We start from the raw sequence: 13,375 nt of genomic DNA, 5'->3' as shown, positions 1-13,375 counted from the left end.
AAATACTAATATCTGTAACATCTGTATTTTACAAAATATATCTAACAATTTGGGATATTAATTCAACAGTCTTTAGTATAGTAAAACACTCTGACAATGCTGAGAGTTTTATGATTAAACTATTAAGATACTACCAACAGCAAGATCCTGCTGCACCAAGCATTCTTGAAATAATATTTGCATATCCTGGACTACATGCCATATTACTACATAGACCTGCGAACCTATTATGGCGTTGTAAATTAAAGTTCTTGGGTAGACTACTATCGCATATTTCTCGTTTTCTCACAGGAATTGAAATACATCCAGGCGCAACAATAGGTTCTTATTGCTTTATTGATCATGGTATGGGTATTGTAATCGGTGAAACCGCTATAGTAGGAAACTATGTGTCGCTATATCATGGTGTAACATTAGGATCATCTGGAAATCCAAAACTAAGACACACAAAACGCCATCCAACGATTGAAGATCAAGTAATAATTGGAGCTGGTGCTAAAATTCTAGGCAATATAACAATTGGAAAACACTGCAGAATATCCCCAAATAGCGTAATACTGGAAAGTATGGATCCATATAGTACCGCACTACCCACACAACCCAAAATAACCCTTCAAACTACTTCAAAATAAATTATGCCAGCAATAAAACAAAAAATATTTTTCAGCAAATATAAAAAAAGCCACTCAATGGTGGCTTTTTAAATTTGGCATCCCGTAGGGGATTCGAACCCCTGTTGCCGCCGTGAAAGGGCGGTGTCCTAGGCCTCTAGACGAACGGGACATAAGACTTTGAACCACTGTTTCCAGCGATATGAGAGGTATTATAATGACTTTTACAACTTAGTCAAGGTTTTTATAAAAAATAATTAATATTTTTCACTCTTTTTAAAAGATTTTTTATAATATGCTGTTTGCATAAGTTTTTTGCTTCAACAAAAAGTAATAACAAACCAACATTACAACAAAAAATATTAGAATTGAAAGTGCTGAGCTTAAATCATTTACTTCTTGAAAATATGCGCCAATTACTATCAGTATCATATAAAGAAATACACTCCATGAAGAAGCAAATGCCTTTTTAATTCCTTTAGCTGAACGATAATAACTCACAGCATAAACTACAAATAAGATAATATGTATTATTAATGAAAATACTACTGCCTTAAGACCAGACTGTATTATTAAATATGAAACTAACAAATATACAAATCCACTTAATATACGTCCACAAGGAACATGAAATATATCCGTAGCTTTCTTCATTTCAGTATTTAACTTAACATATGCAATAGGTATCGCTACGCAAGTCAAAAGTTGAAAAACTGCGACAACAATCATTAGTTGCTGCCAACTTCTAAAAAATAAAACAATACCTATACATATAAGTAAGCCAAAAACTAATGATCTTCTAGAAAGATTAAACTGCTCATGCATCTTTGCAAAGAATGCTGGCATTTGCTTATCTTGAGCCATCCCTGTAAATATTCTACCTGCAGACCCTGCATAAACTGTAGCTGTCCCAGATGGGCTTATTGCAGCATCTATGTATAAACATATTGCAAATACATTTAAGTTAAGAAGCAACATCAATTGTGCTAATGGAGACGTAAAGTTCAACTGATGCCAACCATGAGCTAATAGATGACTAGGTAATGCTCCAATAAAAGCAACTTGCAATAATAAATAGATAACCAAACATATAACTATACACCCCGTTAATGCTAGAGGGATATTACGCTTTGGATTTTTGATTTCTGAACAAAATGTTGCGATAGTTCCAAATCCATAGAATGAATAAAAAATACCGCATGTAACAACCGCAGAGAAGACAGCCCCATAGCCATAAGGATTAAAACTATCATGATATGCCACAAAATTATGTTTATTAAATGAAGTATAAAGCAGAATTAATCCAGTAAGAACAGGTACTCCAATTTTAAATATAGTCATAAAATTAGTGAACTTAGTAAGCGTCTTGACACCCCAATAGTTAATCAAACCATAAATAAATATTAAAACAACTACACATAAAACACCTATATAAGTAAGATCATGGTTAGCAAAAATATAAGGTTCAATTTTTGGATAAGCTGTACTTAAATACTGAATCGTTGCCTGTGCTTCTGATGGTATTGTTAAAAGTAACCCAACCCAATTTGAAATTGCTACCACAAAACCCATATCTGGATTATGACTGATAGTTAGCAATCTACCAAAAAGTCCACGTACGGGCTTAAATGAAGCAACCTCACCAAGTAGCAAAGAGAGTATCAAAACCATCCCAGCACCAATTAACCAAGATATAAGAGATGCTGAACCAGCTTGTTTTGAAGCATAATAAGCTGCAAATAACCAACCACTTCCAATAATACAACCAACCCCGATAGCTATCGCAGAAAAAAGTCCTGGACCACTATTTATACTTTTATTTTCCATAATTTTTTAGTGTTTCTGTAAAATAATAGATTTTTACAGTCTAACAAAAAATATATTCAACTAAATAACTTGCTACAGCAAAATTGAAAATATAAGGATAACTATTAGTTGTTATTAACAGGTGATAATTTACTGATTAGTATACTAATTATTAGCGATAGTATTTATTGCTTTAGACACTCTTGAGATGACTTTTTCTTTACCTAATAATTTCAATGTAATCCCAATATCTGGAGATTGTCCAGAGCCTGTAATAGCGACCCTTAAAGGCATACCTACTTTGCCCATACCTACCTCACATTGTTCTGCTGTACTACCAACAACATGATGTAATGCTTCTGAATCTTGCCACTGCTCAGCACTTAGTGCTTCAAACTTTTCTAGAGCAACTTTTAATATATCGCCAGTAGCTGCTTTAAAATGTTTCTTGACTGCATTTTCATCATATTGAATATTATCATTATAAAAATAGCTAGACTTCTCAGCAAGCTCAACTAAAGTATCAACTTTCTCTGCCATTACAGCAACAAGCTCTTGTAAGTCTGGACCATTATTAATATCTAAATTGGCTTTTGCAAAATGATACTCAACTTCTGAATGAATATCTTCAAATCTAGACTCTTTGATATAATGCTTATTTATCCATTTAAGTTTCTCAAAATCAAATCTTGATGGCGATGCGCTAATATGATCTAAGTTAAATGTATTTATCATCTCATCAATAGAGAAGATTTCTTGATCGCCATGCGACCACCCTAGCCTAACAAGATAGTTAAGCATTGCTTGTGGCAAATAACCATCTTCACGATATGCCATCACATTAACAGCACCATGACGCTTAGATAACTTCGCCCCATCTGGCCCAAGAATCATTGGCACATGAGCAAATACAGGAATATTAGCATTTAATGCTTTGTAAATATTGATCTGTTTAGGAGTATTATTAACATGGTCATCACCACGGATCACGTGAGTAATTGCCATATCAATATCATCAACCACAACACAAAAGTTATAAGTTGGTGAACCATCAGCTCTTTGGATAATCATATCATCCAACTCTTGATTAGCTATAGAAATCTTACCTTTTACAGCATCATCCCAACTCACCACACCATCTTTAGGATTTTTAAACCTTATAACAAAACTTTCACCCTCTTTAGGTACATAGTTTTCATTACGACATTTACTATCATAACCCGTCTTAAGATTATTTGCTTGTTGATATTCTCTTAGCTCATCAAGTCTTTGTTTAGAACAACTACAGTAATATGCTTTACCATCTGCTATAAGTTGATTAACAACTTCTTTATATCGATCAAAACGCTTAGTTTGGTAATAAGTTTCACCATCATTTTTTAGACCTAACCACTTCATTCCATCTAAAATTGCGTCAACTGCTTCTTGCGTAGATCTTTCTAAATCAGTGTCTTCGATTCTTAGAATAAACTTGCCATTATTATTTTTCGCATATAACCAGCTAAATAATGCTGTACGCACCCCGCCAACATGTAAAAAACCCGTTGGGCTTGGTGCAAATCTTGTTGTAACCATAATAATTAAAACCTTAGAAATAAAATTGCTTAAAGATTAAACTAGAAGATTGATTGTTTCAAGATTTTAAAAGTTAATTTATATAGCAATAGCATATTCACATACAAGATTATTTATATCCAAAACTAGAAACCTATAGTTATAAATAAATATATATGCTTTAATTTAGAAAAAATTATTTAAAAAAATAATGTCTTCGGTAAATCAACTACAACTTAATGAAAGTGGTATTATATTTCATCCATCTATGGGTAACAGCTACCAAGTAAATGAAGTAGCAAAAAAAATGATAGCTCTATTACAGAAAAACAAAACAACTCAAGAAATTATAGAAGATCTAAGCAAAGAGTATGATATAGCTGAACAAGAACTATACATTGATGTTAGTGACTTTATCTCAAAACTTAAAATATACAATTTAATATAAATGAAAATAGCAATAAGTGGATTAAATAATACTGATAACCCTGCTCCAGGAATACCTGTTGCAAAAAGTTTAAGTAACAAATTCTCTCTCATAGGTCTAAGCTATGATGCTAGCGAACCAGGTAATTATCAAAACCTATTTTCAAAAACTTATCTAATGCCATATCCATCATCAGGGTTTAATGAATTAAAAGCACGCTTAGAATATATAAAGAAAAAAGATAACATCCAGGTAGTCATACCAAACTTAGATGCCGAATTACCTTTATATATCAAATATCAAGATCAAATTTCTAAAGAAATAGGTATAAATCTCTGTCTACCATCTCAAGAGAACTTCGAGCTTAGAAATAAAAATAGATTAGATAAGCTTTGCTGCAAGCTAGGCATAAAATATCCAAAAACCTACCAAGTAAACACTATAGCAGAGCTTCATAAAACTATAGAAGACCTAAGTTTTCCTCTAATGATAAAAGGTAACTATTACAAAGCATATAAAGTTTCTGATACTAATAATGCTATAAATGCTTTTTATAATATTTATAACGAATGGGGTTTACCCATTTTGCTACAAGAATGTATAGATGGCGAAGAAATAAATCTAGCAGGTATTGCTAATGGTAAAGGTGTTCTAAAAGGTGCTGTAGCAATCAAAAAGCTAACAACAACTGATTTAGGTAAAGTTTGGCTAGGTTTAACTATAAAAAATGATTTACTTATGCAAGTAGCCCAAGAGTTTACCAAACTAACAAAATGGCAAGGTGCCTTTGAGCTTGAATGTATAGTTAATAGCAATGGCATCTATATGATAGAGATCAACCCACGTTTCCCAGCTTGGGTACACTTAGCTACAGAGATTGGTATAAACTTACCAGAAATGCTAATAAAGATAATTCAAAATGAAAGCTTTGAAACTAAATTAGACTACCCTATCAATAAAATATACGTAAGATTCGTTGATGAGATTGTAGCTGATTTTGATGAATATAAAAATTTAGTTCTAAATAAAGAAACAAGATAAAATGAAAAAAACATACTCAAAACCTATAATAACTAAATTAGATTTTACAATGGCATCTAAATATGGAGGCTCATTTTTCAAGCAGAGAATAAGAGAAAGTATCGACGATGTAAGTGTAAACAAGCTAGTTAAAAAATTTGGAAGCCCTTTATTTGTCTTCTCACAACAGCAGATAGAAAAAAAGTATAGAACTCTGCATGAAGCATTTAGTTCAAGATATCCAAAAGTAAAATTTAGTTGGAGTTATAAAACCAATTATTTAAATCAAATATGTAAAGTTTTTCATGATCTTGGATCTAGTGCTGAAGTAGTAAGTGAGTTTGAATATCAAAAGGCAAGAAATCTTGGTATTAGTGGCAAAGATATTATTTTTAATGGTCCATACAAACCAAAAAAAGATTTAAGAATTGCAGTTCAAGAAGGTGCAAAAATACACATTGATAATCTATTTGAACTAAATGATCTAGAGCAAATAGCTGATGAACTACAAATAAAAATTCCCGTTGCAATTAGACTCAACATGGATACAGGCATATATCCGCAATGGAGTAAATTTGGTTTTAATTATGAGAGTGGTGATGCTCTGAATGCTGTTGCAAGAATACATAAAAATAACAAGCTATTTTTAACAGGTCTTCATACTCATATAGGCACATTTATATTAGATGCAAATGCTTATAAACTAGCTACAACAAAGTTAATGCAATTCAAATATGAAGTTGAGCAAAAATTCTCTAATGAAATAAAATACATCGATATAGGAGGTGGTTTTGCTAGTAAAAGTAATCTAAAAGGTATTTATCAGTCTCCAGATGTTATAGTACCTACTGCTGATGATTATGCTTGTGCTATTGTTAACACAATATATGAGCAAAATAGGTCTCAAGACTTACCAGAGCTTTATTTAGAGACAGGTCGTCATTTAATAGATGGAGCAGGATATCTTCTTACATCTATATGTAACTGGAAAAGATTACCTGATGGTAGAAAGGCATACACCTTAGATGCTGGAATAAATAACCTATACACATCGACTTGGTATAATTTTAATATAGAGACAGATAAAGATTATGGAGAAATAACTGAGCCATCTGTATTAAACGGTCCATTGTGTATGAATATAGATGTAATCGAAGAAAATATCATGTTACCTCCTTTAGATAGAAACTCAGTTTTATCAATCTCTCCTATTGGAGCTTATAACTATACCCAATCAATGCAGTTTATAAGATATAAACCTGCTGTAGTGTTAATTGATAATGATGGTAAAGCTAAACTAATTAAAAAAGTAGATAACCTTGAGACAGTTAATTTTAGAGAAGTTCCATAAATGTTAAAATTAAAAAATTTCTTAAAGCCTTATAGCTCTGTACTTTTTTTGGATAGTAAATTAATTTTTGTAGTTATTTTATTATCTCTATTTATAAGCCCTTCTATGACGCTATGTGGAATAATAGCAATTTTAGTGAATATTATTTTTATAAAGCTAATCGATATCTCAAATAATAGCCTAATAAGCTATGAGCTCTACTTTTGTAATGCTCTATTAGTAGGTTTAGCTATAGGCTATATATTACCCTTTTCTATTATATCTATCTGCCTTGTAGCTACATTATCAGTTTTAACATTTATTACTTGCTACATTTTTACAAAAATATTCGCTAGATATCAGATTCCTATACTATCTCTACCTTTTTCAATAATCGCCATAATTTGTTATATAGCTTCAATAAAATTCTTAGGATTTAATAATCATCTATTAAAGGATCTGACAAGCTTTGACATTAACCTTCCGATAATTATTAGTAGCTTTTTAAAAGCTCTAGGAAGTATATTCTTCCTCCCAAGTAACATTGTTGGGTTAGTAATATTATTTGTAATTTTTGTTTCATCAAGAATAATATTTCTCACAGCCATACTTAGTTATATTTTTGGGATTTATTTTGAATTTCTTCTGAGTGGATCTTTAACTCTAGCATTAAATGACTTATATGCTTTTAATTATATCCTAACTGGAGTTGCATTATATGGAATATTACTAATACCAACATTTAGAAGTTTTGTAATAACTCTTTTTGCTATAGCCTCTACCGTTATCATAACGAACATGATCGAAATTATCTTAAACTACTATGCCACTCCTGTCTTTACACTACCTTTTAGTATTGTAACAATAGCTTTTATTTTTACCCTAAAAGGCCTAGAGTACAAAGATATTAATCATGTTATAAAGTCAACTCCTGAGAAGTCTTTCTTAAGCTATCTGAGTAGAATCTATAGATTTGGGAAAACTCCTAAAATTAATCTACCATTTAGTGGAGAGTGGCATGTTTACCAAGGATTTAATGACAAATGGACTCATAAAGGAAAATACCAATTTGCTTATGATTTTGTAAAAAAAGAGAATACCAAAACATATATAGGGGATCAAAATTCTTTAGAAAGCTACATATGTTTTGGCGAAAGTATTTTATCTCCTGTAGAGGGTTATATTGTCGATTGTAGACATGATCTAATAGATAATTCTATTGGCAATATAGATAGAGCGAATAACTGGGGCAATTATATAACAATAAAAAACCATCAAGGTTTATTTATCAAGATATGTCATATTATGCAATTTTCTCTAAATGTAAAAGTTGGTGACTATGTTTATATAAATGATGCTTTAGCAAAATGTGGCAACAGTGGCCACTCCCCAGAACCACACATCCACATTCAAGTACAAAACTCTATATTTCATAATGCGGAAACTATAAACTTCTGTTTTGATAAATATTACATAGGAGAAAAATTATACTTTAATACTATTCCAAAAAGAGATACTGCTATAACCTCAGTTATTATAGATAACTCAATAAAAGCTAAATTTGGGTTTATTTTAGATGATAAATTTACCTATAGTATTACCGAAGATAAAGGATTAAAACAAAAAATAAATTTCATTGTGAAAATGAATAATTCTGGCCAGCTATATTTTGAAGACGACTTCAAAAACAAGTTATATTTTTATAATGATCTAACAGAGTTTTATTTTTATAGCTACTGCGGTAAGCGAAATTCTTACTTACAAAAACTCTTCATATTAGCCCCAAGAATTCCTTATATAAACAAGAATTATCTTATCTATAATGATTATATCCCTATAGATTTAATTAAAAGTAAGCTTGTAATCAAATGGTTAGCTTTTATATGTATTCTTAATAGTAAATACGCCAAAATTTCACAAAACTATGCTCTAAAATATAATTCAATTCTGTCAGAAAAAGGTAAAGTCAAAATTAATTTAAAAGGCAGAGGGTTTGAGGAAATAAGATATGATGAATCAACATTAAAGCTAGAACCTAATAACTAGAGTCATCAAATAAAATATCTAAGCACACTTTGAGCAAATACCACGAATCTCCATACTCCAACTATGGACTAAGAATGACTCTTTTTCACTAATCTCATCAGAGATATACTTGTCATCTACACAGGTTTCTTTAGTAGTTCCACACTTTTCACAAATAAGTATTTGTGTACCCTTATGCTTATGATTAAAGTTACAAACTATATAACAGTTCATACTTTCAATTCTATGTATGAAGCCATGCTTTAGCCAAAAATCAATCGCTCTATAAATAGTTGGTGGTTTGATATCTTTTTCAGTAGATAAAAGTCTTAAAATATCATAAGCAGTAACTGGATCTTTTTGTTTCACTATCGCCTCTAGCACACGTTCTCGTGGTTCTGTAAACCTGTATTTATAAGATTTACAATATATTTCTGCTTGCTTTATTAGATCCATATCACCTACTTTGAATATATTGTTTACTTCTAAGTATAAACCAATAATCATTATTTTAACAAACTGTTATATTGTAACAGTTTGTAATTTTATGTACTATTTAGCTAACGGTAATTAATATCAACTTTTGATGAGTAACTTCGAAACGATTATACTTCTAGTAATATTACTTGTAACTATAATATCTGGGATATTCCCTTTTATAAAAAAAGCATCAAATCCAACATTTGAATTTCCGATTGGAGATGCCTTAGCCAACGGTATTTTTTTAGGAGCAGGCTTAATTCATATGCTAGGTGATTCAGCTAGTGACTTTGCAAGCTTGAATGTAAAATACCCTTTTGCTTTTTTGATAGCTGGAGTAACGATACTATTATTTCTACTAATTGAGCATATAGGTAGTTCTCTATCCAAAGCAAATAAGAACAATCTAACTTTTATGGCAATAATGGCAACTATTATGTTATCCATCCATAGTTTCTTTGAAGGTGCTGCTTTAGGATTGTCAGAACAAACTAGTATTGCTTTAATAATATTTGCGGCTATTATGGCACACAAGTGGGCAGCAAGCTTTGCTTTATCAATAAGCATTAACAAAACCAATCTTAGACTAGCTGTTAGAGCAATTCTCTTTATCCTTTTTACATTAATGACGCCCCTAGGAATAATACTCGGACAAGAAACTCTTAATTACGTTTCTAACCCATATATAGAGCCTGTATTTACATCAATCGCTGCCGGAACATTTATTTATCTTGGTACATTACATGGTCTAGACAAATCTGTACTCATTAAAGGCTGCTGCAATACTAAACAATATTTCTTTGTAATCCTTGGCTTTGCAATTATGGCTATAGTTGCTATTTGGGCATAGATCTAAAACTCTTTGTGTAAAACTAAAATAAATACACTGCTAGCATAAATAGTTTAAAATAGACTATTAGCCTTTATAGGCTTATTTAAATTATAGGAGGTGCCTATGTCATTTTACTCTATTGAAAACGAGCTATTAGAAAACTATAAATCTCAAGTTGAGCTTAAGTATAAAATGTTAAATGGTCTTTTTTTAAGTACCCCTCTTGATAAAAAACATAATGCAAATTTTAAATTAGCAACATTCTCTAATATTTGTAAAAATGAGCTAAATAATGGTAAAGATCCTATAGAAATTATAGAAAATATTTACCCCGAAATGTCTGAAGAAGAGAAGCTTGAAACATTTATAAAATTTATACGTTATATAGAGAGACAAATAGTCTTAGTTGATGCCCTAGAAGAAGCTGCTTATTCTAAAACGCATGATTTAAGTGGTGAGTATAGTATAACTAGACTAGCAAGAAGGGTTGAAAGAAATAACAAGCAAAACACTCTAACTAGGGTTCTCAAGGAATATAAAACTAGACTTGTTCTTACAGCTCACCCTACTCAATTTTATGCAAAGTTAGTACTACCAATTATTCATGATCTTAAAAAGGCTATTTTAGATAATGATATAAATAAAATTCGTGATATTTTCCTACAAATGGGAAAGACTAAATTTAGCAATAAGACTAAACCAACTCCTGAAGATGAGGCTGTATCAATAATATGGTATTTAAATAATATTTTTTACAATATTATTCCTAAAATCCAACATAAACTTACTAATGATAATACAAATATTGAAATTGGCTTTTGGCCAGGTGGAGATCGAGATGGTAACCCATTCGTTACTGCAAATGTAACTAAAAAAGTTTCAAAACATTTAAGAACAAATATCTTTAATTGCTACAATAAGGATTTAAAAAAACTAAGTAAAAAACTAACTTTTGAAAACGTCCATGAAGAAATAACAAAAATCAGAAAGAAACTAAAAGCTAACAAATATATCTCAGCACAAAATTTTCTAAATGAATTAGTTAAAGTAAAAGATATTATAGATACACAATATGACTCATTATTTGTCGATAAAATTGATAATCTAATTCTAAAAGTAAAAATTTTTGGTTTTTATTTCGCAAAACTAGATATACGTCAAAATGCTAAAATACATAGTCAATTTTTCGACGAAATTTTTAGAAAAAATTATAATATAGAATATAAAAATTTAGATCACTCAGAAAAAATAAAACTCCTTATAAAAGTAGCTAAACAAAAAAGTTTAACGGAGTTAGAAACTAGCAGTGAATTAGCTAAGGAACTTCTAGAGACTATCTCTACTATACAGTATATACAACAGCAAAATGGTTATGAATCAATTGAAAGATATATTATCAGTAATGCTGATTCTACAGTGAGTATATTAGAGGTTTTGACGTTATTTAAGCTTTTCAATAAAAATGCGCAAAATAAAAACAAAATAAAAATTGAAGTTGTTCCTCTGTTTGAGACTATGGAAGATTTGAAAAACTCAACACAAATCTTAGATGATTTACTAAAGATCAAACTCTATACTGATAACTTGCAAATCTGGCAAAACTCTCAAACAATAATGCTAGGATTCTCTGATGGGACAAAAGATGGTGGTTACTTTATGGCTAACTGGTCAATACTTGAAGCTAAAAGAGCTCTTAGTAAATATCTTAGTTCTAAAGGAATTAAGCCTATCTTCTTTGATGGTCGTGGCGGTCCTCCTTCACGTGGCGGTGGTGATATGTTTTTATTCTACAGAGGGCTATCAAACGTGGTTTCAAATCATGATGTGCAAGTAACTATACAAGGACAAAGTATATCTTCTAAATTTGGTAATGCTGATAGTGCTCAATATAACCTAGAACAAATATTAACATCAGGATTATATGGGAAACTAAATCTACATAATGCACATAAGCTAAACTCTACAGAACTATCTCTTATAAATAAATTAGGTAAACTATCCTTTGACACATATATAGATCTTAAAAACCATCCTCAGTTTATAGATTATCTTACAGAAGTAACTCCTCTAAAATATATCAGTGAGATGAACGTGGGATCACGCCCATCAAAGAGAAACTCCGGAGATAAAATCAAATTAGAGGATCTTCGAGCTATTCCATATGGCGCTGCTTGGACACAAATGAGGCAAAGCATCTTAGCATTTTATGGTCTAGGAACAGCAATACATACAGTAATACAAAAGGATAAGAGTAACTTAGCACTAATTCAGAAGATATATAGGCGCTCACTTATAATTAAAGGAATCTTCGATAACGCTCTACAAAGCATTGCTCAAACTAACTTTAATATGACAAAGCATATAAATAAAGATCTTAAATATAGTGACTTTTGGCAACAAATACTAAATGAGCATAGTCTAGCTAAAAAATATTTATTAGCAGTAACAGGTAAAAAAGAAGATTTTTTACATGCAAACCCAGTAAAAGAAAGATCAATAAAAATGCGCGATGATATAACTCTTCCTCTTGTTATATTGCAGCAATATGCTCTTGATTGTCTAAGAAATAATCCTAACCATAAGCATAAAAAGCTTCTAAAGACTATAATCAAAAAATCTCTAGCTGCAAATATAAATGCGAATCAGAATTCTATATAAAAATATAACTTATCGAGAACTCTTATTTTAATAATGTTATTGTTTGTTTTGGTACTCCCCTTTACCAACATCAAAACAAGTGTACATTTTTGACACAACACTGAGCAGAAATCATTCTTAATAAAGACAACTATTCATGAGAAAGTTTTATAAGAATTATTACAAATAAACGAGTATAAATTAATCAATAGATTTAACTTAGGTTCTTATACAAAGAATAACAAATAAAAGAAACTATCAAGTGAATATGTATTTTTTATAAATATATGACTTCAGTTTTACCAATACTATTAACCTTGCCAAAAAAATGAGTAATGATAAACAATTTAAAGACTTCTACACTTTAGAGCTAAAGATATTAGAGGAAAATGAAAAGCAACGGCTAGCAGCTATCAATGCCCGAAAAAATATGAATAAAAGTAAGACATCATCATCTACTTATAATAGACGTAATATTATAAGTAAAGAACGTCTAATAATAGTAGTCACAGTTTTTATATTATCACTTCTACTTTTTCCAATTGCGCAAAACTATCTAATCAAATCTAATATATCTAAAAGACTGTTGAATTAATATCCCAAATTGTTAGATATATTTTGTAAAATACAGATGTTACAGATATTAGTATTTT

The 13,375-nt window shown here is 30.5% G+C and carries 11 protein-coding genes and 1 tRNA gene; 8 read left to right on the top strand and 4 right to left on the bottom strand.

Annotation, left to right across the window (positions count from 1 at the left end):
- Positions 1 to 632 (top strand): serine O-acetyltransferase EpsC (gene epsC, locus R8535_RS09570; protein ID WP_329498704.1); only part of this gene is annotated, 632 nt, incomplete at its 5' end.
- Positions 633 to 707: 75 nt separating this feature from the next.
- Here epsC and R8535_RS09565 read toward each other — a convergent pair.
- The 3 genes from R8535_RS09565 to gltX form a co-directional block, all read right to left on the bottom strand.
- Positions 708 to 783 (bottom strand) — tRNA-Glu (locus R8535_RS09565).
- 116 nt (positions 784 to 899) lie between these two features.
- Positions 900 to 2,438 (bottom strand): APC family permease, encoded by a 1,539-nt coding sequence (locus R8535_RS09560; protein WP_329498705.1) that lies wholly within the window; start codon positions 2,436 to 2,438, stop codon positions 900 to 902.
- A 144-nt stretch (positions 2,439 to 2,582) separates the two neighbouring features.
- The gene (gltX, locus tag R8535_RS09555) at positions 2,583 to 3,992 is read right to left on the bottom strand and encodes a glutamate--tRNA ligase (RefSeq protein ID WP_329498707.1); all 1,410 of its coding nucleotides are present in this window, start codon (positions 3,990 to 3,992) and stop codon (positions 2,583 to 2,585) included.
- A 190-nt stretch (positions 3,993 to 4,182) separates the two neighbouring features.
- Here gltX and R8535_RS09550 point away from each other — a divergent pair, with 190 nt between their 5' ends.
- From R8535_RS09550 to R8535_RS09535, 4 genes are read left to right on the top strand one after another with little or no spacing between them, the layout of a single operon-like run.
- Positions 4,183 to 4,419: a PqqD family protein gene (locus R8535_RS09550; RefSeq protein ID WP_329498708.1), complete on the top strand. Its 237-nt coding sequence runs from the start codon at positions 4,183 to 4,185 to the stop codon at positions 4,417 to 4,419.
- Complete coding sequence (locus R8535_RS09545) at positions 4,420 to 5,439, top strand: ATP-grasp domain-containing protein (protein ID WP_329498710.1); 1,020 nt, start codon at positions 4,420 to 4,422, stop codon at positions 5,437 to 5,439.
- Between the two features lies 1 nt (position 5,440).
- On the top strand, positions 5,441 to 6,769 hold the full coding sequence (locus R8535_RS09540; RefSeq protein WP_329498712.1) for an alanine racemase: 1,329 nt from the start codon (positions 5,441 to 5,443) through the stop codon (positions 6,767 to 6,769).
- Entirely contained in the window at positions 6,770 to 8,794 is a 2,025-nt protein-coding gene (locus R8535_RS09535; RefSeq protein ID WP_329498714.1) for an urea transporter, read from the top strand.
- Positions 8,795 to 8,812: 18 nt separating this feature from the next.
- Here R8535_RS09535 and R8535_RS09530 read toward each other — a convergent pair whose 3' ends face one another.
- Positions 8,813 to 9,229 (bottom strand): Fur family transcriptional regulator, encoded by a 417-nt coding sequence (locus tag R8535_RS09530; protein WP_329498716.1) that lies wholly within the window; start codon positions 9,227 to 9,229, stop codon positions 8,813 to 8,815.
- A gap of 130 nt (positions 9,230 to 9,359) precedes the next feature.
- Between R8535_RS09530 and R8535_RS09525 the strand changes: the two genes are divergently transcribed.
- From R8535_RS09525 to R8535_RS09515, 3 genes are all read left to right on the top strand, one after another.
- A complete protein-coding gene (locus tag R8535_RS09525) occupies positions 9,360 to 10,103 on the top strand; it encodes a ZIP family metal transporter (protein ID WP_329498718.1) in 744 nt (247 codons plus the stop codon).
- Positions 10,104 to 10,208: 105 nt separating this feature from the next.
- Positions 10,209 to 12,743, top strand: coding sequence for a phosphoenolpyruvate carboxylase (locus R8535_RS09520; protein WP_329498719.1), 2,535 nt, complete (start codon positions 10,209 to 10,211; stop codon positions 12,741 to 12,743).
- Positions 12,744 to 13,050: 307 nt separating this feature from the next.
- On the top strand, positions 13,051 to 13,317 hold the full coding sequence (locus R8535_RS09515) for a hypothetical protein (RefSeq protein WP_329498720.1): 267 nt from the start codon (positions 13,051 to 13,053) through the stop codon (positions 13,315 to 13,317).
- The last annotated feature ends 58 nt before the right edge of the window (positions 13,318 to 13,375 follow it).

The organism is Francisella sp. 19S2-4 (genome assembly GCF_036281795.1).
Classification (GTDB): domain Bacteria; phylum Pseudomonadota; class Gammaproteobacteria; order Francisellales; family Francisellaceae; genus Francisella.
This window is presented reverse-complemented; position numbering and strand designations above follow the sequence as displayed.